The following is a 20,828-nucleotide window of genomic DNA, read 5'->3' as shown; positions in this document are numbered from 1 at the left end:
GACCCGTGGGGTCAGCCCGCGACGACGGCCTCGGCCGCCGCCACCCCGCACACGCGGGCGGCGCCGTAGGTGGCGATGTGCAGGGCGCCGCGCGGCGGGGCCTGCGGCAGGCCCATCTCGACCACGACGGTGTCGGGCCGGGCGGCGAGCAGGGCGGAGAGCGCGGAGCGCATCCAGTCGTGCCGGTGCTCGTCGCGGACGACGGCGACGATCCGGCGCCCGCCGGCCGCGGCGAGGACGGCGGCACCGGCGCCCTCGCCGGTGAAGGAGCCGGAGGCGCTGCCGGGCAGCAGCCTTTCCAGCTCGGCGGCGACACCCCAGGGGGTCTGGTCGCCGACGGCGATGTTCGGGGCCGGGTTGAACTGGGCGACGTACAGCGGTTCGGTGACCGGTGCGGCGGCGCCCGCGCGGGTCACGGTCAGCGCGCGGCGGGCCGCGACCAGGCCGATCTCCGGGTCGGCCGGGGTCCTCGCCGCGTCGCCGCGGGCCGCGGCGGTCCAGGCGGCCAGGTCACGCACGCGGGCCGCGGCGTCGGCGAGCCGTTCCTCGGGCAGTTCCCCGGAGCGTACGGCGGCCACGAGGGCGTCCCGGAGCTTCAGCACGGTGCCCTCGTCGCACAGTCCGCCGCCCACGCAGATGGCGTCGGCGCCGGCCGCGATGGCGAGGACCACGCCGTGCTCCAGGCCGTAGGTGCCGGAGATCGCGCGCATCTCCATGCCGTCGGTGACGATCAGGCCCTGGTAGCCGAGTTCGCCGCGCAGCAGTTCGGTGAGGACGCGCCGGGACAGGGTGCCGGGGCGGTCCGGGTCGAGGGCCGGGACGAGGATGTGCGCGCTCATGACGGCCCGGGTGCCGGCGGCGATCGCCGCGCGGAAGGGGGGCAGTTCGCGCTCGTAGAGGGTGTCGGCGTCGACGTCGATGCGGGGTACGGCGTGGTGGGAGTCGACGTTGGTGTCCCCGTGCCCGGGGAAGTGCTTGGTGCAGGCGGCGACGCCGGTGGACTGCAGGCCCTCCACCCAGGCGGCGGTGTGCCGGGCGACCAGGTCGGGGCTCGCGCCGAAGGAGCGGACGCCGATCACGGGGTTGTCCGGGTTGGCGTTGACGTCGGCGGAGGGTGCCCAGTCGAAGGTGACCCCGCAGGCGGCCAGGCGCCGGCCCAGCTCGCGGGAGACGGCCCGGGTGAGGTCGGGGTCGTCCACGGCGCCGAGGGCGTGGTTGCCGGGGAAGGAGGAGCCGGTGCGCACGTCGAGGCGGGTGACGTCGCCGCTCTCCTCGTCGATGGCGACCAGCAGGTCCTCGCGTTCGGCGCGCAGCTGCGTGGTGAGCGCGGTGACCTGGTCCTCGCTGACGACGTTGCGGCCGAACAGGGCGACGGAGGCGAGGCCCTCGCCGAGGCGGCGGCGCACCCAGTCGGGCGCGGTGGTGCCGTCGAATCCAGGCTGCAGTACGGCGAGGGCGTTCCGGGTGAGGGTGTCAGGGCCGGTGGCGATGGTGGTCATCGGGCGTCATCCCTTCACGGCGCCGTCGGTCAGACCGCTGACAGCCTTGCGTTGCAGGAAGATGAAGAGGATCAGGATGGGCAGCGCGAACAGGGACGAGGCGGCCATGGTGGCGCCCCAGTCGTCGCCGAAGGCGGTCTGGAACTGGGACAGCCACAGCGGCAGGGTCTGCTTCTCGACGTCCTTGTTGAGGATCAGGACGAGCGGGAACTCGTTCCAGGCGGTGATGAAGCCGAACAGCGAGGTCGCCATCAGGCCGGGCGCGAGCAGCGGGAAGATCACCTTGACGAAGGCCTGGATGCGGGTGCACCCGTCGACCATCGCCGACTCCTCCAGCTCCTTGGGCACGGCGGCGACGTAGCCGCGCAGGGTCAGGATGGTCAGCGGGAGCACCATCATCGTGTAGAAGACGGTGAGCGGGACCAGGCTGTCCAGCATGTCGTTGTCGCGGACGATCATGTAGATGGCGATGATCATGACCTCCCAGGGGGCCATCTGCGCCAGCATGAAGGTCACGATGAGACCGCGCCGCCCCTTGAACCGCATCCGCGCGAGGGCGAAGGCCGCGAACAGGGCGATGACGAGCGAGAACAGCACCGACAGGGCCGTGACGGTGACGGAGTTGAGGACCAGGGTCCAGAAGTGGTCGGCGTCGACCGCCTTCTTGAAGTGGGCGAGGGTGGCGTCCGTCGGGAACCACACCGGGTCGTCGGCGATGATGTCGCCGGTCGGCTTGAAGGCCGTCGCGAACATCCAGTAGACGGGGAACGCGAAGCCGGCGAAGAGGACGACGGCGGTCGCGTTGGGCCAGATACGGCCGAAGAGCGAGCGCTTCACAGCTCGTCCTCCTCTTGCTTGAGCACCATGCGCAGGTAGTACGAGGTGATGGCGAGCAGGACCAGGATGGTCAGGAAGGAGATCGCCGCGCCGAGCCCGAAGTGCTGGTTGCCGACGCCCTCGACGTAGGCGTAGATCGGCAGGGTCTCGGTGAGGTGGTCGGGGCCGCCCTCGTTCATGGCGAAGATCTGCGCGAACGCCTTGAACACCCAGATGACCTCGAGGAACGTCGTTGCGTACAGGAACGGCCGCAGGAAGGGCAGGGTCACCGAGGTGAAGCTCTTCCACGCGCCGGCGCCGTCCAGGGAGGCGGCCTCGTACAGTTCCCTGGGGATCGTGGTGGTGGCCGCGTAGAGGTTGATCGCCACGAAGGGTATGGACTGCCAGACGATCAGCAGGGTGACCACGGCGAAGGTGGAGAACTGGGTCTCCAGCCAGTTGTGCTCGGCCATCGAGTGCCAGCCGAGCTTGTCCAGGACCCAGTTGACGACGCCGAAGCGCTGCGCGAACAGCCACTGGTAGACGGTGGTGGCCGCGATGACCGGCATGGCCCAGGCGAGGACGAGGCCCACCAGGAGCAGCAGCCGCATCTTCTTGCCGAGGCGGGCCAGCAGCAGCCCGACCAGGGTGCCGATCACCATGATCAGTACGACGTTGGCGGCGGTGAAGACGACGGAGCGCTCGACGACGCGCCAGAAGTCCCCGCCGCTGAGCACCTCCCGGTAGTTGTCGACGCCGTTCCACTCGGTGAGGTGCTGGATGAGCTGGCGCGGGTTGAGGTTCTGGAACGACAGCATGCCGTTCTTGACCAGGGGCCAGCCGAGCAGCACCACGGTGGCCAGCAGCGCGGGCAGCAGGAGCAGGTAGGGGGTGGCGCCTTGGCGCCGGGACGGGGTGCCGGTGGTGCGGCGGTCACCGCGCGGCGGGGCCGGCACCCGGGCCTTGCGGACAGCGGGCTCCCCGGCCGTGTCCGTGCCTTCGGTCTGCACTGACATGAGTTGCCATCTCTTCCGTGGCCGTACGGACGACACAGATGAGCCGGGGGCGCGAGCGCGGCGCCCCCGGCGCGGTCATCAGTTCTGCTGGGCCAGGCGCTTGTTGATCTCGTCCTCGACCTGCTTGGCGGCGTCCGCGGGGGACTTACCGTTCAGCACGGCCGTCATGTACGACTTGATCGGGTTCGGGTTGTTCTCGACCGCACCCCACTCGGGGATCAGCGGGGTGGTGCCACCGACGGCGGCACCCGGAGCGGCGGCCTCGGCGACGGCGTTGCCCTTGAGGTTGGACTCCAGGGACTGCTTGTTCGGGATGACACCGTTGAGCTTGGCCAGCTCGCCCTCGTACTGGTCGGACAGGGCGATCTTCAGGAACTCCTTGGCCAGGGCCTGCTTCTTGCTGCCCTGGGCGACGGCGAGGTTGGAGCCGCCGAGGAAGACGCCCTCGGGCTTGTCGGCGGTCTCGCCCGGGATGGTGAAGTAGCCGAGGTCCTTCTCGATGGACTTGTTGGCCTGCACGGCCGTGCCGGCCTCCCAGCCCATGCCGATGAACGCGCCGGTCTTGCCCTTGGCGAAGACCTCGGCCTGCTGCGGGGTGGCCTCGTCCTTGTCCTTGGGGGCCTTGGAGTAGGAGGCGTACTTCTTGTAGATCTCCATGGCCTTGGCCACCTTGGGGTCGCCGAGGTTGGAGACGTACGTGTCGCCCTGCTTCTTCACCAGGTCGGCGCCCTGTCCGATGGTCAGGCCGTCGAAGAAGTACCAGTTCTGGCCGGGCAGGTAGATCGGCTCGGCGTCGGTCTTCTTGTCGATGGTCTGAAGGTCCTTGAAGAACTCGTCCCGGGTCTTCGGGGTGTCCTTGATGCCGGCCTCGGCCCAGATCTTCTTGTTGTAGATGACCACGCGGTTGGCGAAGTACCAGGGGGCCGCGTACTGCTTGCCGTCGTAGACGGAGGACTGCGAGACCGACGGCGTCCAGTCGGCGCCGATCTCCTCCTTCAGGTCGCTCAGGTCGGCGAGGCCGCCGGTGGCCGCGTAGGCCGGGGTCTGGGTGTTGCCGACCTCCAGCACGTCCGGCGGGGTGGACTCGGAGAGGGCGGTGGTGATCTTCTGCTGGATCCCGTCCCATTTCTGCGTCTCGAACTTCAGCTTCGCGCCGGTCTTCTTCTCGAACGCGGCCGTGACGTCCTTGACCCACTGGTCCGGCGTGGAGCCGTCCATCGCCCAGACCGTCAGGGTCTGGCCCTTGAAGCTGTCCGGTCCCGCGTTCTTGCCCTCGTCGCCGTCGTCGCCGCCGCACGCCGACACGGAGACCATCATGCCCGCGATCACGATCGCGGCCGCAAGCTTGCGCTTCACGCCACCCTCCTCAGGGATGCCTCTAACCCCCCACGCCCTCGGCGGTGACCTGCGTACGACGCTGTTGCACGTAGGGCTCGGGACCTGGCCACTAATGGTGTAGACCAGTACGGTGGAGCTTGGCCTAGACCTTTTGGAGTGTCAAGGGTGGTTCGGAAAGCCGGTCCCGGCCGTTACGAGAAAGTCACCGGAGCGCGTCCGTCCGCATTACGTCCGTTTCGCCCGGACCGTTCAGTTGGACTAGACCATACGGGAGTTGGTCGCTATAACGGGAGACCGTCGACACAGCCGGGAAGGCAGGCATGACCACCGACGTCAGCAGCGCCCAGCCGCACAGGGGGGCGTCCGGCCGCACCGCGCGCGTGCCGAAGTACTACCGGATCAAACAGCAGCTGCTCACCATGGCCGAGGCGCTGCAGCCCGGTTCGGCCATGCCCGCGGAACGCCTGCTCGCCGTCCGGTTCGACACCTCGCGGACCACCGTCCGGCAGGCGCTCCAGGAACTCGTCGGCGAGGGCCGGCTCGACCGGATCCAGGGCAAGGGCACCTTCGTCGCCCAGCCCAAGCTGTACCGCACCCTTCAACTCACCTCCCACACCGAGGACATGCGCGCGCAGGGACTTACGCCCGCCTCGCAGATGCTGGACATCGGGGAGGTGCCCGCGGACGAGAAGCTGGCGGGCCTGCTCGGCATCGGGATCGGCGAGAAGGTGCTGCGCATCGAGCGGCTGCGGCTGGCCAGCGGCGACCCGATGGCCATCGAGACGACCCACCTGTCCGTACGCCGCTTCCCCGGCCTGCGCCGGTCCCTCGCCACGTACCCCTCGCTCTACACGGCGCTCGCCGAGGTGTACGGCGTCCATCTCGCCGAGGCCGACGAGACGATCGAGACCTCGCTGTCCACCCCGCGCGAGGCGCAGTTGCTCGCCACCGACGTGGGCCTGCCGATGCTGCTGCTGTCCCGGCACTCACGGGACGCGCAGGGCACCCCGGTGGAGTGGGTCCGCTCGGTGTACCGGGGCTCCCGCTACAAGTTCGTGGCCGCCCTGCGCCGGCCGGGCACCCGGATGGTCCGGCGGAGAGCGGCCCCGCCGGACCGGGACGGGCTCGGCGTCACTCCTGCGTGAGCGTGATGTCCTGGTTGCTCACCGCGTGGAAGGCGGGCAGCAGGATGATGCCCGAGGAGCGCAGCTCCGTGAGGGTGGCCTCCACATGCGCCGCCCCCGCCTTCACCGCCTCCCCCGAGACCTTGCCGGTGTTCTCCCAGCGGTGCTCGGCGCCGTCGCAGCGGGCGGCGCCGCCCCCGATGCCGTGCTTGAGGCGGGCGTCGCCCTGGCTGAGCGAGGAGCTGACGAACACCGGTCCGCTGCCGCCGGTGCAGCGGTAGGTGCCGGAGAGCGTCACCGTGCCGTCGGGCGCGATCCGGCCGACCGGGTCGACGGTGATCAGCTCGGTGGGGTCGGCGCAGGCCGGGGCGACGGCGGCGCACAGCAGGGCCGCGGCGCCGAGGGCCGAGGCGACGACGGGGCGTACGGGCATGGGGTTCCTCCCGGGTCCAGGGGTTCGAGGGCTTCCACTGGTACCGGGCGGCCGGGCACGCGGGCGTGACCGTCACCCCATCGGTGGCGCGTCATGAAACCGAACGGGCCAGGTCACGCGGGGTGCGGCAGCAGAATCTAGGGCAGTACGGCGAACCCGTCCAGTTCCACCAGCGCCCGCTCGTCCCACAGCCGCACGACCTCCATGACGGCCATCGCGGGGTAGTCGCGGCCCGCCGACTCCTGCCAGATCCGGCCCAGTTGCCGTGCGTGGGCGCGGTACGCGGCGACGTCGGTGGCGTAGACGGTGACCCGGGCGAGGTCCGCGGGGGTGCCGCCGGCCGCGCGCAGGGCGGTGAGGAGGTTGCCGAGGGCCCGCTCGAACTGCTCGGGCAGCGTCTCGCCGGTGATCTTGCCGTCGGTGTCGAGGGCGGTCTGGCCCGCGAGGAAGACCACGCGGGAGCCGGCCGCGACCACGGCGTGCGTGAAGCCCGTGGGCGGGGACAGCTCGGGCGGGTTGACGCGCTCGGTCGTCACCGGTCCTCCTTCTGGGCCGTGGCGTACAACTCCTTGGCGATGATGCCCCGTTGGACCTCGCTGGCGCCCTCGTAGATGCGGGGCGCGCGCACCTCGCGGTAGAGGTGTTCGAGGAGGTGGCCGCGGCGCAGGGCGCGGGCGCCGTGCAGCTGGACGGCGGTGTCGACGACGTACTGCGCGGTCTCCGTGGCGAGCAGCTTGGCCATCGCGGCGCGCCGGGGGACGTCGGGGGCTCCCGCGTCGTACGCCGCAGCCGCCGCGTAGACCATCAGCCGGGCCGCCTCGGTGCGCAGGGCCATCTCGGCGACCTGGTGGGACACCGCCTGAAGGTCCATCAGCCTGCCGTGGAAAGCCTCGCGCCGACTGGTGTGGCCGACGGTGGCGTCCAGCGCGGCCTGGGCCATGCCGACCGCGAAGGCGCCGACGCTGGGACGGAAGAGGTTGAGGGTGCCCATGGCGACGGCGAAGCCGCGGTCGGGCTCGCCGAGCAGGTCGGCGGGGGTGACGGGCACGGCGTCGAAGTCGAGGGCGCCGATGGGGTGCGGCGAGATCATCTCCAGTGGGCTGCCGGTGAGTCCGGGCCGGTCGGCGGGGACCAGGAAGGCGGTCACACCGCGGGCCCCGGCGCCGGGTGTGGTGCGGGCGAAGACGGTGTAGAAGTCGGCCTCGGGGGCGTTGGAGATCCAGCACTTGGCGCCGGTGAGCCGCCAGCCGTCGCCGTCGGGCTCGGCGGCGAGGGACAGTGCCGCCGCGTCCGACCCGGCGCCGGGCTCGCTCAGCGCGAAGGCGGCGACCGCGCCGCCGTCGGCGACCCGGGGCAGCCAGCGTTCGCGCTGCTCCGGGGTGCCGTGGGCGTGCACCGGGTGGGCGCCCAGGCCCTGCAGGGCGAGGGCGGTCTCGGCCTCTGTACAGGCCTGCGCGAGGGACTCCCGCATCAGGCACAGGTCCAGCGCACCGGAGTCGAAGAGCCGCGCGAGCAGGCCCAGTCGGCCGAGTTCGGCGAGGAGCGGCCGGTTGACACGGCCGGGTGCGCCGCGCTCGGCGAGCGGGCGCAGGCGTTCGGCGGCCAGCTCGCGCAGCTCGGCGCACCAGGCGGTCTGCTCCGGGCCGAGTGAGAATGCGGACACAGCCGTCCTCCCTCCGGGGGCACCTCCGGGGCGGGTCCCCCCTTGCCTTCCCTACCCGCCCACCGACGTTATCGCGCACAGTTGACTGCCGTCACCAACACGATACGCTCGATGCGCGAGCCCACCAGGAAGCCCGTTCGGACATCCGTCCCGGACGTCCCGGACCTCTGTCACGGCAAGGGGGCGGACCGCCATGCATCTCTCGGCCCACGTGGACACGTTCGCGCGCGACCATCTGCCCCCGCCGCACGAGTGGCCCGAGCTGCGGTTCGACCTGCCGGAGCTGCGGTACCCCGACCGGCTGAACTGCGCCGCGGAGCTCCTCGACCACGCCGATGCCGCCCGCCCGGTGTTCCGCACCCCGGACGGTCCCGTCTGGACGTACGGCGAACTGCGCGCCCGGGTCGACCGGATCGCGCACGTGCTCACCGGCTCCCTGGGCGTGGTCCCGGGCAACCGGGTGCTGCTGCGCGGCCCCACCACGCCCTGGCTCGCCGCCTGCTGGCTGGCGGTGCTGAAGGCGGGCGCGGTCGCGGTCACCGTGCTCGCCCAGCAGCGCCCGCACGAGCTGGCGACCATGTGCGAGATGGCCCGGGTGGGGCACGCGCTGTGCGACATCCGGGCGGTGGACGACCTGGCGAAGGCCGCGATACCCGGGCTGCGCATCACGACGTACGGCGGTGACACACCTGACGACCTCCTGCACCGCCCGGCGCCCGCCGGCCCCTACCCGGCGGTGGACACCGCGTCCGACGACGTCGCCCTGATCGCGTTCACCTCCGGCACCACGGGTCGCCCGAAAGGGTGCATGCACTTCCACCGGGATGTGCTGGCAACAGCCGACACCTTCTCGCGGCATGTGTTGCGCCCCCATGGGGACGATGTGTTCGCCGGCAGTCCCCCGCTCGGCTTCACCTTCGGCCTCGGCGGACTGGTGATCTTCCCGATGCGGGCCGGGGCCAGCACGCTCCTCCTGGAACACGCGGGCCCCCGGCAGCTGCTCCCCGCGATCGCCGAGCACCGCGTCTCGGTCCTCTTCACCGCACCGACCGCCTACCGCGCCATGCTGGACGATCTGGACGGGTACGACATCTCGGCCCTCAGGCGCTGTGTGTCGGCCGGCGAGAACCTGCCCGCGGCCACCTGGCGGGCCTGGCACGACCGCACCGGCCTCGGCATCATCAACGGCATCGGCGCGACCGAGCTGCTGCACATCTTCATCTCCGCCGCCGACGAGCACATACGGCCCGGAAGCACGGGCCTGCCGGTGCCGGGCTGGCAGGCCCGTGTCCAGGACGCCGACGGCAAGCCGGTGCCCGACGGCGAGCCCGGCCTGCTCGCCGTACGCGGCCCGGTCGGCTGCCGCTACCTCGCCGATCCGCGGCAGCGGGAGTACGTCCAGGGCGGCTGGAACATCACCGGCGACACCTACGTCCGCGACGCCGACGGCTACTTCCGCTACGTGGCCCGCGCCGACGACATGATCATCTCGGCCGGGTACAACATCGCGGGCCCGGAGGTGGAGGAGGCGCTGCTGCGCCACCCGGACGTGGCCGAGACGGCGGTCGTCGGCCGGCCCGACGAGACCCGGGGCCAGATCGCGGTGGCCTACACGGTGCTGCGCGCCGGGGCCCGGCCCGACCCGGAGGCGCTGCGCGCGTTCCTCACCCGTGAGCTGGCCCCGTACAAGTGCCCGCGCGCCTTCGTCTTCCTCGACGCGCTGCCGCGGACCGCCACCGGCAAGCTCCAGCGGTTCCGGCTGCGCACCGAAGGTGACCAGCAGTGATGCCGACGACCTAAAATGATCAACGTGTCCGAGCAGCACGCCCCCAGGTCCCTCATCGTCACGCTCTACGGCGCGTACGGCCGCTTCATGCCCGGCCCGGTGCCCGTCGCCGAGCTGATCCGGCTCCTGGCCGCGGTCGGGGTGGACGCGCCCTCCGTACGCTCCTCGGTGTCCCGGCTCAAACGGCGCGGGCTGCTGCTGCCGGCCCGCACGGGGTCCGGCGCGGCCGGGTACGAACTCTCCGCCGAGGCACGCCAGTTGCTGGACGACGGCGACCGGCGCATCTACGCGGGCTCGCCCGTGGCCGACGAGGGCTGGGTGCTCGCGGTGTTCTCGGTCCCCGAGTCGGAGCGGCAGAAGCGGCACGTGCTGCGCTCCCGGCTGGCCGGCCTGGGCTTCGGCACGGCGGCCCCGGGGGTGTGGATCGCCCCGGCCCGCCTGTACGAGGAGACGGAGCACACCCTGCGCCGGCTGCGCCTGGATCCGTACGTCGACTTCTTCCGCGGCGAGCACCTGGGCTTCGCGGCCACGGCCGAGGCGGTGGCCCGCTGGTGGGACCTGGCGGCGATCGCCAAGGAGCACGAGCGCTTCCTGGACGTGCACGCGCCGGTCCTGCACGCCTGGGAGCAGCGCACCGACACCCCGCCCGAGGAGGCCTACCACGACTACCTCCTCGCCCTGGACTCCTGGCGCCACCTCCCCTACACCGACCCGGGCCTGCCCACCCACCTGCTGCCCCCCGGCTGGCCCGGCGTCCGCTCGGCGGAGGTCTTCCGGGGCCTGCACGAGCGGCTGCGCGAGGCGGGCGCCCGGTTCGCGGGGCTGTGACGCCCCTGACCGGCGGGACGGCGGGCCTCAGCCGCTGAGGGAGAGCCGGGGCTTGGGGGCGTCGGTGCGTCCGGTCCGCGGCGGCCGGCTGCCCGCGCGGTAGGGCGCGGGCCAGAGCGCGCCCGGGCCCTCGTAGCCCTGCTCGGCCGCCGCGTGCAGGGTCCAGTGCGGGTCGTACAGGTGCGGCCGGGCCAGCGCGCACAGGTCCGTACGGCCGGCGAGGATCAGCGAGTTGACGTCGTCCCAGGAGGAGATCGCGCCGACCGCGATCACCGGGACGCGGACCTCGTGCCGTATCCGGTCGGCGAACGGCGTCTGGTACGACCGCCCGAACTCCGGTTGCTCCTCGGCCACCACCTGCCCGGTGGAGACGTCGATGGCGTCGGCGCCGTGCGCGACGAAGGCGCGGGCGATCTCGACGGCGTCCTCGGCACTCGTCCCGCCCTCCGCCCAGTCGGTGGCCGAGATCCGCACGGTCATCGGCCGCTCGACCGGCCACACCCCGCGTACGGCGTCGAAGACCTCCAGCGGGAAGCGCAGGCGCCGCTCCAGCGAGCCGCCGTAGGCGTCGGTGCGCCGGTTGGTGAGCGGGGAGAGGAAGCCGGAGAGCAGGTAGCCGTGGGCGCAGTGCAGTTCGAGCAGGTCGAAGCCGGCCCGGGCGGCCCGCCAGGCCGCGGCCGCGAACTGCTCGCGGATGTCGGTGAGCTGGGCGCGGGAGAGTTCACGCGGGATCTGGCTGCCCGGCCTGTACGGCAGCGGTGAGGCGGCGACGAGGGGCCAGTTGCCGGTGGGCAGCGGCTCGTCGATGCCCTCCCACATCAGTTTCGTGGAGCCCTTGCGGCCGGAGTGCCCGAGCTGGACGCCGATCGCGGTGCCCGGAGCCTGCCGGTGCACGAAGTCGGTGACGCGCCGCCACGCCTCGGCCTGCCGGCCGGTGTAGAGGCCGGCGCAGCCGGGGGTGATGCGGCCCTGCTCGCTGACGCACACCATCTCGGTCATCACCAGGCCCGCCCCGCCGAGGGCGCGGGCGCCCAGGTGGACGAGGTGGAAGTCGCCGGGGACGCCGTCGGTGGCGGAGTACATGTCCATCGGCGACACGACGACCCGGTTGCGCAGGGTCAGTCCGCGCAGCCGGAACGGCGTGAACATCGGGGGCGTGCCGGGCGGGCAGCCGAACTCGCGCTCCACGGCCTCGGTGAAGCGGGCGTCGCGCAGCCGCAGGTTGCCGTGGGTGACGCGGCGGCTGCGGGTGAGCAGGTTGAAGGCGAACTGGCGGGGCGGCTGGCGGAGGTACAGCCGCAGGTTCTCGAACCACTCCAGGCTGGCGCGGGCGGCCCGCTGGGTCGAGGCGACGACGGGCTTGCGTTCTTCCTCGTAGGCCGCCAACGCGCTGGGTATGTCCGGCTGTTCGCGCAGGCAGGCGGCGAGGGCGAGGGCGTCCTCCACGGCGAGCTTGGTGCCGGAGCCGATGGAGAAGTGGGCGGTGTGGGCGGCGTCGCCGAGGAGGACGACGTTGCCGTGCGACCAGCGGTCGCTGACCACCGTGCGGAAGGTGGTCCAGACCGAGTTGTTCGAGCGCAGGGGGCGGCCGCGGAGCGCCTCGGAGAAGACCTTGGCACAGCGTTCTATCGACTCCTGCGGGGTGACGTCGTATCCCGCCGCCCGCCAGACCTCCTCGCGCATCTCGATGATCACCGTGGAGGCGTCGGCCGCGTAGGGGTAGCCGTGCAGTTGCATCACGCCGTGCTCGGTCTCGGCGATCTCGAAGCGGAAGGCGTCGAAGGCGAAGTCGGCGGCGAGCCAGATATAGCGGCAGTGGTGTGTGGCCACATGGGGGCGGAAGACATTGGCGTGGCTCTCTCGGGTGGTGCTGTGCACACCGTCGGCGGCGACGACCAGATCGTGGTCCGCCGCGAGCCGGCCGAGGTCCGGCGCCTCGGTGGAGAACCGCAGCTCCACGCCGAGGGAGCGGCAGCGTTCGTGCAGGATGGCCAGGAGCCGGTGCCGGCCCAGCGCGGCGAAACCGTGTCCGCCGGAGCGGTGCCGTACGCCCCGGTGCACTATGTCGATGTCGTCCCAGCGGACGAAGTCCCGCTGGAGAGCCTCGTAGACGACGGGATCGGCGTGTTCGATGCCGCCGAGGGTCTCGTCGGACAGGACCACGCCGAAGCCGAAGGTCTCGTCGGGGGCGTTGCGTTCCCAGACGGTGATCTCCCTGGCGGGGTCGAGCCGTTTCAGCAGGGCGGCGGCGTAGAGCCCGCCGGGACCGCCGCCGATGATCGCCACGCGCATGGTCCGTCACCTGCCCCGCCACTTCGGCGGGCGCTTCTCCGTGAAGGCCGCGTGGAACTCGGCGTAGTCCTCGCCGTTCATCAGCAGGGCCTGGGTGGAGGCGTCCAGTTCCACCGAGGCCGCCAGGGGCATGTCCAGTTCGGCCGTGAGCAGGGCCTTCGTCTGGGCGTGGGCCAGGGCCGGGCCCTCGGCCAGGCGGTGGGCCAGTTCGGCAGCGGCCTCGTCGGCCCGGCCCTCCTGCGCCAGCTCGCTGATCAGGCCGATGCGCTCGGCCTCGGGGGCCCGGACCGGGTCGCCGAGCATGAGCAGGCGGGTGGCGTGGCCGAGGCCGACCACCCGGGGCAGCAGATAGGCCGCGCCCATGTCGCCGCCGGACAGGCCGACCCGGGTGAAGAGGAAGGCGAAGCGGGCCGAGGGGTCCGCGATCCGGAAGTCGGCCGCCAGGGCGAGGACGGCGCCGGCGCCCGCGGCCACCCCGTGCACCGCGGCGATCACCGGGAACGGGCACTCCCGGATCGCCCGGACGACCTGGCCGGTCATCCGGTTGAAGTCGAGCAGCTGGGCGGTGTCCATGGCCAGCGTGGCGCCGATGATCTCGTCGACGTCGCCGCCGGAGCAGAAGCCGCGGCCCTCGCCGGCCAGCACCAGGGCGCGTACCGCGCGCTCCCGGGACAGTTCGGCGAGCAGGTCCCGCAGGTCGGCGTAGGCACCGAAGGTGAGGGCGTTGAGTTTCTCGGGCCGGGCGAGGGTGACGGTGGCCACCCCGTCGGCGATCCGGACCCGCAGGTGCTCCCAGTCGGCGGTGCGGGCGGCGGAACCGGTGAAGGGACTCATGACGTGCGGCCTCCTAGCGCGGCGGTGCCGTACGTTGCACTGTCCCACGAAGTTATCACTTGTTTGTGACTGTCGTCACGGGTGCGCGACAGAGGGGCGTTGATCGTCCGGCTTCCGTCGCCTCGGTCACCGGTTGTCGACAGCGGGGTAACAGTGGGCCGGGAAGGGCGAGGCGGACCCTCCGGCTGGGTAGGCCGCCGGTACCGGGACGGGGGGTCCCGGGCGCAGCCCGCCGCCGGTCCGCGGTGGCCGGGCCCGTACCATTCCTACAGTCGAAAGCAGGACAGCCTGCTCCATGAACGGACTCGCCTTGCACGAACGCCCCGCCGAATCGGCCTCCTGGCGCATCGCGCTGCCGCACACCACCGCGGCGGTGCCGGTGGCGCGTGCCCTGGTGCGCACGGCTCTCACCGAGGTGGAGCACGCGGCCGACTGCGACACGGCGGAGCTGCTGACCGCCGAGCTGGTGGCGAACGCGGTGGAGCACACCGCCGGGCGCGGCCCGATCGAGCTGGTGGTGGAGCTGGCGCCGACCGGCTGCCAGGTGGAGGTGCACGACCCGGACCCGGCGCCGCCCGGCCATCTGACCCGGCCGGTGATCGAGGAGCCCGACGTCTGGCAGGAGGGCGGGCGCGGTCTGCTGCTGATCCGCGCCCTCAGCTCCTCCTGCGGTCACCGCCCCACCCCGTCGGGCAAGGCGGTGTGGTTCAGACTGCCTGCGGTTCCCGCTCAGCGGCGGCCGGCGTGACCTCGTCCGGCGCGGCCGTGGCGAGCGTGGAGTGCCGGCGGCCGTAGGCGCCGTAGACCAGCAGGCCCACCGCGAGGAACACGGCGAACTGCACCCAGGTCTGCCAGCCCGTCTCGTACATCAGGTACAGGCAGAAGGCGACGCCGAGCAGCGGGGCCACCGGGTAGAGCGGCACCCGGAAGCTGCGGGCGAGGCCCGGTTCGCGGCGGCGCAGGGCGATCACCGCGATGTTGACGACGGCCATGATGGCCAGCGTGCCGATGGTGCACAGGTTCATCACGGCGTCGAGGGAGGCGAAGGCCGCCGGGACCGCGAAGACGACCGCCACGATCAGCGTGCCGGCGACCGGCGTGGACGTCCGCGGGGAGACCTTCTCGAAGACGCGCGGGATCAGGCCGTCCCGGGACATCGACATCAGGATGCGGGTCTGGCCGTACATCACCGCGAGGACGACCGAGGCGATGGCGACGACCGCGCCGAAGGCGATGACACCGCCGCCGACGGCCGAGCCGGTGACCTCGTTGACCACGTACGACAGGGCGGCGGGGCGGCCGGCGACCTGGTCGCCGCCGATGGCGCCGATCGCGGCGAGCGCGACCGCGCAGTACAGCAGGGTGACCAGGCCCATGCAGACGAGGATCGCGACCGGGATGTCCCGGCGCGGGTTCTTCGCCTCCTCGCCGGCGGTGGTGATCGCGTCGAAGCCGATGTAGGAGAAGAACGCGGCGGTGGTGCCCGCGCCGATGCCGCCGAGTCCGGCCGGGGAGAACGGGGTGAGGTTGCCGTCCTTGAAGGCGCTGTAGCCGATGACGCAGAAGGCGAGCAGGATCGCCAGCTTCACGGCGGCCATGGCGGCCGTGGCCCGGGCGCTCTCGCGCACCCCGCGCACCAGCAGCACGGAGGCCATGGCGATGACGAGCACGGCGGGCAGGTTGACGACACCGCCGTCGCCGGGGCCCACGGACAGGGCGGCCGGGAGCTGGAGGCCGGTGAGGCTGTGCAGCAGCTCGTTGACGTACTCGCTCCAGCCGACCGCGACGGCCGAGATGGAGATGCCGTACTCCAGCAGCAGGCACCAGCCGACGAGGAAGGCGGTGGACTCGCCGAGGCCGGCGTAGGCGAAGGAGTACGAGGAACCGGAGACCGGGATCGCGCCGCCCAGCTCGGCGAAGGAGAGGGCGGTGAAGACGCAGGTGATCGCGGCGAGGACGAAGGAGACGACGACGGCCGGTCCGGCCTGGGCGACGGAGTCGGAGAGGCCGACGAAGATGCCGGTGCCGACGATGGCGCCGACGCCGAAGCAGATGAGCTGGAAGAGGCCCATGGTGCGCTTCAGGCCGTGTCCCTCGCGGTCGGCTCCGGATTCGGCGACGAGCAGGTGCGGGGACTTGATGCGGGGAGCGGGCATGCGGGTGGTGCTCGTTTCTGGTGGTGCGGGCGCCCGTCGTAGGGGCGCGGCGGCGGCCACGGAAGGGGTGGTTCCGGACCGCCGGTCAGGATAAGGCCTGGTGAGGCGGGTCAGGCAAGGCTTTCCCGGGCGAGTGTGGCCACCAGCACCGCCTTGATGGTGTGCAGGCGGTTCTCGGCCTCGTCGAAGACGACGGAGTGGGCGGACTCGAAGACCTCGTCCGTCACCTCCAGCGAGGTGAGGCCGTGGGTCTCGTGGATCTGCCGGCCCACGGTGGTGCCGAGGTCGTGGAAGGCCGGCAGGCAGTGCAGGAACTTCACGTCCGGGTTGCCGGTGGCGCGCAGGACGTCCATGGTCACGGCGTAGGGGGTCAGGGCCGCGATCCGCTCGTCCCACACCTCCATCGGCTCGCCCATGGAGACCCAGACGTCGGTGGCGACGAAGTCGGCGCCCGCGACGCCCTCGGCGACGTCGTCGGTGAGCGTGACGCGGGCGCCGCTGGAGGCGGCGAGCGCCTGGGCGCGGTCGACGATCTCCGGGGCGGGCCAGTAGGTCTTCGGGGCGACGATCCGTACGTCCATGCCGAGCAGGGCGCCGGTGACCAGGTAGGAGTTGCCCATGTTGAAGCGGGCGTCGCCGAGGTAGGCGAAGGAGATCTTCCGCAGCGGCTTGGTGCTGTGCTCGGTCATGGTGAGCACGTCGGCGAGCATCTGGGTGGGGTGCCAGTCGTCGGTGAGGCCGTTGTAGACGGGCACGCCGGCGTGCGCGGCCAGCTCCTCGACCTTGGCCTGGCTGTCGCCGCGGTACTCGATGGCGTCGAACATCCGGCCGAGCACGCGGGCGGTGTCCTTGACCGACTCCTTGTGCCCGATCTGCGAGCCGACGGGGTCGAGGTAGGTGGTGTGGGCGCCCTGGTCGGCCGCGGCGACCTCGAACGCGCAGCGGGTGCGCGTCGAGGTCTTCTCGAAGACCAGCGCGATGTTCCTGCCCCGCAGGTACCGGGTCTCGGTCCCGGCCTTCTTGGCGGCCTTCAGCTCGGCGGCCAGCTCGACCAGGCCGCGGAACTCCTCCTCGGTGAAGTCCAGCTCCTTGAGGAAGTGGCGGCCGGCGAGGGCGGTCGGGACTGTCGCCATGGCGGGGCGCTCCAGAGGTCTGACTACAGGGGACGGTGGAAGTCTATACGACCCTTAACATTTCTATACAGCGTCTCGCTGGACGGGACAGCTCATGCACCGCGGACCGCCCCGGCCCCGGCCCAGCTCGCTGCCCGGGATCTCGATCACCTCGATGCCCTGCTTGCGCAGATGCGTGTTGGTGGTGGAGTTCCGCTCGTAGGCGACGACGACACCGGGCTCGACGGCAAGGACGTTACAGCCGTCGTCCCACTGCTCGCGTTCGGCCGCGTGCACGTCCTGGGTGGCGGTCAGCACCCGGATCTCGCCCAGGCCGAGCGCGGCGGCGATCGCGCGGTGCATGTGCTCCGGGGGGTGGTCGGTGACCTTCAGCTCGCGCTCGCCGACACCCGGTTCGATGGTGTACGAGCGGAGCATGCCGAGGCCCGCGTACTGGGTGAAGGTGTCGCCGTCGACCATGGTCATCACCGTGTCGAGATGCATGAGGGCACGTCGCTTGGGCATGTCGAGCGCGACGATCGTGCGTGCCGAGCCGGCCGCGAACAGCTTGTGCGCCAGCATCTCCACGGCCTGCGGGGTGGTGCGCTCGCTCATGCCGATCAGCACGGCGCCGTTGCCGATCACCAGGACGTCACCGCCCTCGATGGTGGAGGGGTAGTCGGCCTGTCCCCGGGACCAGACGTGGAACGTTTCGTCACGGAACAGCGGGTGGTGGCGGTAGATCGCCTCGAAGTGGACGGTCTCCCGCTGCCGGGCGGGCCAGCGCATGGCGTTGATGGAGACGCCGTCGTAGATCCACGCCGAGGTGTCACGGGTGAACAGGTGGTTGGGCAGCGGGCGGAGCAGGAAGTCGTCCAGCTCCATGACGTGGAAGCGGACCGAGGTCGGTTCCGCGTGGGCGGCCAGGAACTCCCGCTTGGTCATGCCGCCCACCAGGGCCTCGGCCAGCTCCCCCGGGGTCATCCGGTCGAAGGCGGCGCGCAGGTGGTCGGTGGCGAGGGGACCGTACTCCTTCTCGTCGAAGACCCGGTCCAGGACCAGGGTGCGGGCCTCGGGGAGCGCCAGGGCCTCGGCGAGCAGGTCCCCGAAGAGGTGGACCTCGACCCCGCGGTCGCGCAGTACGTCGGCGAACCCGTCGTGCTCGGCGCGCGCCCGGCGCACCCAGAGCACGTCGTCGAAGAGCAGGGCGTCCTTGTTGCTGGGGGTGAGCCTTTTGAGCTCAAGATCCGGCCGGTGCAGGATGACGCGGCGCAGCCGCCCGGCCTCGGAGTCGACATGGAATCCCATGCCTCCATCCTGACCACCGGGGCCGGGCTTCACCCGCCGCTCGGCGGTTTCCGCGCCCCCGAGTTCTCGTACTCCTGACGGCGATCACGTGCACCGGAAGCGTTCCGGAAGCGGGCGGAGGCTGTCGGCGGAAGCGGCCGCGGGTCTTTGCTGGGGGCGTGAACAGATCAACCGATGCCGGTCGGCGGCAGTGCCGGCCGCCGCTCGTCCACCCGCCGCAGGAAGGCCTCGACCGCCGCCAGGTCGGTCCGCTCCAGTTCGTCGGCGCGGATGACGACGCGCAGCTCGGGGCAGACGGCGGGATCCTGGCCGAGGCTCCGGGTGAAGGTCTCCACGATCAGCAGCAGCAGCTGGGTGCGGTCGAGTTCGACCAGGCGGGACAGGCCCGCGCCGATCAGCGGTATCGCCACCGGTTTGAACAGTCCGTGCCGGGCGACCGACGGCCACAGGCGTTCCAGGCTCAGCCGCAGGTCCGCCGGGGCGGACCGGGCCCGCAGGTCGTTGCCCAGCCGGGAGTAGGCGAGGGCGAAGACCCGGCGTTTGCCGACGGGGACCGCCACCGCCGTACCGATCGGATAGCGGGTGCGCCGGCCGCGCCGCTTCGCCCGGACGCTCTCCGTGGCCAGCGGGGTGACGTCCTTCAGCCCGCGGCGCAGGGCGGCGTCCAGCAGCCGGTGCCGGGCGTCGAAGAGGCGGTCGACCAGCTGGCCCTGCACACTCTCCCGGCTGATCACGACGTCGTCGGTGAAGGTGTCGAAGGTGTCGGAGAAGCCCACGACCAGGTTGGCGTCCTCCTGGTCGAACAGGTCGCCGCGCAGCACGACGACGTCCACCCGCAGCCCGCGCAGGGTGTGGCGCAGCAGTTCGTCGCCGTGCCGCTCGCGCAGCCGGGCGTTCAGCCGGGCCAGGGTGGCGGCGGCCTCGGGGTCGTCGGGCCGTTCCCGGGCCGTCTGCTCGGCCACCGGAAGGGCGAGGTCGTAGCGGCCCAGCGCGGTGTGGCCGGCGATCAGTTCGCGCAGCGCGGTCTCCCTGAGCCGGTTCAGCCGCCGCACCGGTGCGCTCGCGAACTCCTCGTCCTGCGCCTCGGCCAGCGGCCGGCCGCGCCAGAGCCGCAGGGCGTCCGTGAGCAGCCGGACGGCCGAGGCCGGTGCCGCGTGCAGCGCGTCGCCCACCAGGCGGGTGAACTCGGCGCTGTCCAGTTCCTCCTCGGACAGGTCCAGCCGGTAGGTGCTCTCCGCCCCGCGCGCGGTCGGAAGCTGTCCGGTGCGGACGATCCGGGTGCCGTGGCCCGGCCCGGCCCGGTCGAAGGCGCGCCGCAGCTCCAGGATGCGCTTCTGCACCTCGTTGCGGTTGCGCAGGTCCTGGTGGGGCAGTTCCACGGTGTGCTGCCAGACGTCCCGGTACAGCCGGCGCGCGGTCACGGCCTCGCCCTCGGCGGCGACCAGGCGGACCAGGAGACGCGCCGTGAGCGGGGTGAGGCGTACCGGAGTGCCGTTCACGTCCAGCCGGACCGGACCCAGGACGCTCACGCGGACGCACGGTGGCCGGGTCTGCACGCGCCTCGCCCCCTCCGCCGCGTGACGTCCCGTCATCTGTGCGGTCAGCGTACCAAGGTGCCCTGGAGGGAAGCATGCGGTTGACCGGCCCGCGCCCGTCCTCCCGTGCCGCCCGGCGCCGGCTCCCGCGGTCGTGGCGCGGGCGGCGGGTGTTCACGGGCAGTGTGCTGGCGGCCTTCGGCGGGGTGTCGGCCGTCGTGCAGTTCGCCGGCCAGCTGTTCCCGGGCGTCGTGTCCCGGCCCGGGCCGGTGCTGGCCGCTTCGGTGGCCCTGTGCCTGGCCTGGGGGCTGGTCCGGGCGCGTCCGCAGGCCGCCGTGCGGCAGGAGTTCGGGCGCCCCGGCATGACGGTGGTGGTCGAGGAGGGTGACCTGTTCGAGCAGCCCGGGCATCTGGTGGTGGGGTTCACCGACACCTTCGACACCCTCGTGGACGACGGTGTCGTCATCAACGACGGCAGTGTGCAGGGGCAGTTGCTCGCCCGCCGGTACGCGGGGGACGCCGGCCGGCTGGACGCGGAGCTGGCCGCGGCGCTGGAAGGGGTGGCTCCGGTGGCGTGGGAGAGCCCGCGGGACAAGCCGCGGGGCAAGCGGGCGCGGTATCCGATCGGGACGGTCGCCGTCCTCGGCACCCGGCCCGACCTGGTCTTCGGCGTCGCCTACAGCCGGATGGGCAACGACTGCGTCGCCTCGTCCGGGGTCGAGGACCTCTGGCTGGGCCTCGGCCGGCTGTGGGACGCGGTCCGCCGGCACGGCCAGCTGGAGCGCCTCACCATGCCGCTCACCGGTGCGGGGCTCGCCCGGCTGCACGACCTGGACGAGGACAGCCTGCTGCGGCTGATCCTGCTGTCGTTCGTCGTGCACTCCTGGGAGCGGCGGGTCTGCCGCGAGCTGCGGGTGCTGATCCGTCCCGGTGACCTGGGGCGGATCGACCTGCCGGAGACCGGCGCGTTCCTGGCCGGCCTGGCGGCGGGCGCCCGGCGCCACACCTGACCCCGCCACCGGCGGTACGCCGCTGAGCGGTACGGGCCCCTCCCCCGGCCGTGGACGACCACCGGGCCCGTACCGCGG

General features: G+C 72.2%; 18 protein-coding genes. 5 read left to right on the top strand and 13 right to left on the bottom strand.

The window, feature by feature from the left end; genetic code table 11:
- Positions 1-11 precede the first annotated feature (11 nt).
- The 4 genes from ACZ4U1_RS11895 to ACZ4U1_RS11880 all read right to left on the bottom strand — a co-directional run bounded on the left by ACZ4U1_RS11895 (position 12) and on the right by ACZ4U1_RS11880 (position 4,687).
- Positions 12-1,499 carry a glycoside hydrolase family 3 protein gene (locus ACZ4U1_RS11895; RefSeq protein ID WP_467902410.1) on the bottom strand — a complete coding sequence of 496 codons (1,488 nt, stop codon included), beginning with the start codon at positions 1,497-1,499 and terminating at the stop codon, positions 12-14.
- Positions 1,500-1,505: 6 nt separating this feature from the next.
- Entirely contained in the window at positions 1,506-2,336 is an 831-nt protein-coding gene (locus ACZ4U1_RS11890) for a carbohydrate ABC transporter permease (protein WP_467902408.1), read from the bottom strand.
- The gene (locus ACZ4U1_RS11885) at positions 2,333-3,331 is read right to left on the bottom strand and encodes a carbohydrate ABC transporter permease (RefSeq protein WP_467902406.1); all 999 of its coding nucleotides are present in this window, start codon (positions 3,329-3,331) and stop codon (positions 2,333-2,335) included. The genes ACZ4U1_RS11890 and ACZ4U1_RS11885 overlap by 4 nt, the downstream gene beginning before the upstream one ends.
- A 78-nt stretch (positions 3,332-3,409) precedes the next feature.
- Positions 3,410-4,687: an extracellular solute-binding protein gene (locus tag ACZ4U1_RS11880; RefSeq protein WP_467902404.1), complete on the bottom strand. Its 1,278-nt coding sequence runs from the start codon at positions 4,685-4,687 to the stop codon at positions 3,410-3,412.
- 302 nt (positions 4,688-4,989) lie between these two features.
- On the opposite strand from ACZ4U1_RS11880, the gene ACZ4U1_RS11875 reads away from it, so the two are divergent.
- Positions 4,990-5,814: a GntR family transcriptional regulator gene (locus ACZ4U1_RS11875; protein WP_467902402.1), complete on the top strand. Its 825-nt coding sequence runs from the start codon at positions 4,990-4,992 to the stop codon at positions 5,812-5,814.
- Here the strand turns inward: ACZ4U1_RS11875 and ACZ4U1_RS11870 are convergent.
- The 3 genes from ACZ4U1_RS11870 to ACZ4U1_RS11860 form a co-directional block, all read right to left on the bottom strand.
- Positions 5,801-6,226: a DUF6299 family protein gene (locus tag ACZ4U1_RS11870; RefSeq protein ID WP_467902400.1), complete on the bottom strand. Its 426-nt coding sequence runs from the start codon at positions 6,224-6,226 to the stop codon at positions 5,801-5,803. The genes ACZ4U1_RS11875 and ACZ4U1_RS11870 overlap by 14 nt on opposite strands.
- 137 nt (positions 6,227-6,363) lie before the next feature.
- A complete protein-coding gene (locus ACZ4U1_RS11865) occupies positions 6,364-6,762 on the bottom strand; it encodes a RidA family protein (RefSeq protein WP_467902398.1) in 399 nt (132 codons plus the stop codon).
- Complete coding sequence (locus tag ACZ4U1_RS11860; RefSeq protein ID WP_467902396.1) at positions 6,759-7,889, bottom strand: acyl-CoA dehydrogenase family protein; 1,131 nt, start codon at positions 7,887-7,889, stop codon at positions 6,759-6,761. Before ACZ4U1_RS11860 ends, ACZ4U1_RS11865 begins: the two co-directional genes overlap by 4 nt.
- Positions 7,890-8,082: 193 nt before the next feature.
- On the opposite strand from ACZ4U1_RS11860, the gene ACZ4U1_RS11855 reads away from it, so the two are divergent.
- Positions 8,083-9,675, top strand: coding sequence for an AMP-binding protein (locus ACZ4U1_RS11855; RefSeq protein WP_467902394.1), 1,593 nt, complete (start codon positions 8,083-8,085; stop codon positions 9,673-9,675).
- Between the two features lie 15 nt (positions 9,676-9,690).
- Entirely contained in the window at positions 9,691-10,503 is an 813-nt protein-coding gene (locus ACZ4U1_RS11850; protein WP_467902392.1) for a PaaX family transcriptional regulator, read from the top strand.
- 27 nt (positions 10,504-10,530) lie between these two features.
- Here ACZ4U1_RS11850 and ACZ4U1_RS11845 read toward each other — a convergent pair whose 3' ends face one another.
- Positions 10,531-12,795 (bottom strand): bifunctional salicylyl-CoA 5-hydroxylase/oxidoreductase, encoded by a 2,265-nt coding sequence (locus tag ACZ4U1_RS11845; RefSeq protein WP_467902390.1) that lies wholly within the window; start codon positions 12,793-12,795, stop codon positions 10,531-10,533.
- Between the two features lie 6 nt (positions 12,796-12,801).
- A complete protein-coding gene (locus ACZ4U1_RS11840) occupies positions 12,802-13,629 on the bottom strand; it encodes an enoyl-CoA hydratase family protein (protein WP_467902388.1) in 828 nt (275 codons plus the stop codon).
- 295 nt (positions 13,630-13,924) lie between these two features.
- On the opposite strand from ACZ4U1_RS11840, the gene ACZ4U1_RS11835 reads away from it, so the two are divergent.
- Entirely contained in the window at positions 13,925-14,377 is a 453-nt protein-coding gene (locus ACZ4U1_RS11835; protein WP_467902386.1) for an ATP-binding protein, read from the top strand.
- Here the strand turns inward: ACZ4U1_RS11835 and ACZ4U1_RS11830 are convergent.
- The 4 genes from ACZ4U1_RS11830 to ACZ4U1_RS11815 all read right to left on the bottom strand — a co-directional run bounded on the left by ACZ4U1_RS11830 (position 14,337) and on the right by ACZ4U1_RS11815 (position 19,734).
- Complete coding sequence (locus ACZ4U1_RS11830; RefSeq protein ID WP_467902384.1) at positions 14,337-15,785, bottom strand: amino acid permease; 1,449 nt, start codon at positions 15,783-15,785, stop codon at positions 14,337-14,339. The genes ACZ4U1_RS11835 and ACZ4U1_RS11830 overlap by 41 nt on opposite strands.
- Before the next feature lie 110 nt (positions 15,786-15,895).
- Positions 15,896-16,918 (bottom strand): ornithine carbamoyltransferase, encoded by a 1,023-nt coding sequence (gene argF, locus ACZ4U1_RS11825; protein ID WP_467902382.1) that lies wholly within the window; start codon positions 16,916-16,918, stop codon positions 15,896-15,898.
- Positions 16,919-16,981: 63 nt separating this feature from the next.
- Positions 16,982-18,205: an arginine deiminase gene (locus ACZ4U1_RS11820; protein WP_467902380.1), complete on the bottom strand. Its 1,224-nt coding sequence runs from the start codon at positions 18,203-18,205 to the stop codon at positions 16,982-16,984.
- Positions 18,206-18,372: 167 nt separating this feature from the next.
- Positions 18,373-19,734 carry a macro domain-containing protein gene (locus tag ACZ4U1_RS11815; protein ID WP_467902378.1) on the bottom strand — a complete coding sequence of 454 codons (1,362 nt, stop codon included), beginning with the start codon at positions 19,732-19,734 and terminating at the stop codon, positions 18,373-18,375.
- 101 nt (positions 19,735-19,835) lie between these two features.
- On the opposite strand from ACZ4U1_RS11815, the gene ACZ4U1_RS11810 reads away from it, so the two are divergent.
- A complete protein-coding gene (locus tag ACZ4U1_RS11810) occupies positions 19,836-20,750 on the top strand; it encodes a macro domain-containing protein (RefSeq protein WP_467902376.1) in 915 nt (304 codons plus the stop codon).
- Positions 20,751-20,828: the final 78 nt, after the last annotated feature.

The organism is Streptomyces sp. NPDC028928 (assembly GCF_055564915.1).
Note: the sequence above shows the minus strand (reverse complement) of the source record. Positions and strands in the feature narration are given on the sequence as shown.

What these genes read in the sequence shown, in the direction of transcription:
- ACZ4U1_RS11895 (WP_467902410.1), bottom strand. Translation starts at nt 1,499, where the DNA reads ATGACCACCATCGCCACCGGCCCTGACACCCTCACCCGGAACGCCCTC.
- ACZ4U1_RS11885 (WP_467902406.1), bottom strand. Translation starts at nt 3,331, where the DNA reads ATGTCAGTGCAGACCGAAGGCACGGACACGGCCGGGGAGCCCGCTGTC.
- ACZ4U1_RS11875 (WP_467902402.1), top strand. Translation starts at nt 4,990, where the DNA reads ATGACCACCGACGTCAGCAGCGCCCAGCCGCACAGGGGGGCGTCCGGC.
- ACZ4U1_RS11870 (WP_467902400.1), bottom strand. Translation starts at nt 6,226, where the DNA reads ATGCCCGTACGCCCCGTCGTCGCCTCGGCCCTCGGCGCCGCGGCCCTG.
- ACZ4U1_RS11855 (WP_467902394.1), top strand. Translation starts at nt 8,083, where the DNA reads ATGCATCTCTCGGCCCACGTGGACACGTTCGCGCGCGACCATCTGCCC.
- ACZ4U1_RS11850 (WP_467902392.1), top strand. Translation starts at nt 9,691, where the DNA reads ATGATCAACGTGTCCGAGCAGCACGCCCCCAGGTCCCTCATCGTCACG.
- ACZ4U1_RS11845 (WP_467902390.1), bottom strand. Translation starts at nt 12,795, where the DNA reads ATGCGCGTGGCGATCATCGGCGGCGGTCCCGGCGGGCTCTACGCCGCC.
- ACZ4U1_RS11840 (WP_467902388.1), bottom strand. Translation starts at nt 13,629, where the DNA reads ATGAGTCCCTTCACCGGTTCCGCCGCCCGCACCGCCGACTGGGAGCAC.
- ACZ4U1_RS11835 (WP_467902386.1), top strand. Translation starts at nt 13,925, where the DNA reads ATGAACGGACTCGCCTTGCACGAACGCCCCGCCGAATCGGCCTCCTGG.
- ACZ4U1_RS11830 (WP_467902384.1), bottom strand. Translation starts at nt 15,785, where the DNA reads ATGCCCGCTCCCCGCATCAAGTCCCCGCACCTGCTCGTCGCCGAATCC.
- argF (WP_467902382.1), bottom strand. Translation starts at nt 16,918, where the DNA reads ATGGCGACAGTCCCGACCGCCCTCGCCGGCCGCCACTTCCTCAAGGAG.
- ACZ4U1_RS11820 (WP_467902380.1), bottom strand. Translation starts at nt 18,205, where the DNA reads ATGGGATTCCATGTCGACTCCGAGGCCGGGCGGCTGCGCCGCGTCATC.
- ACZ4U1_RS11810 (WP_467902376.1), top strand. Translation starts at nt 19,836, where the DNA reads ATGCGGTTGACCGGCCCGCGCCCGTCCTCCCGTGCCGCCCGGCGCCGG.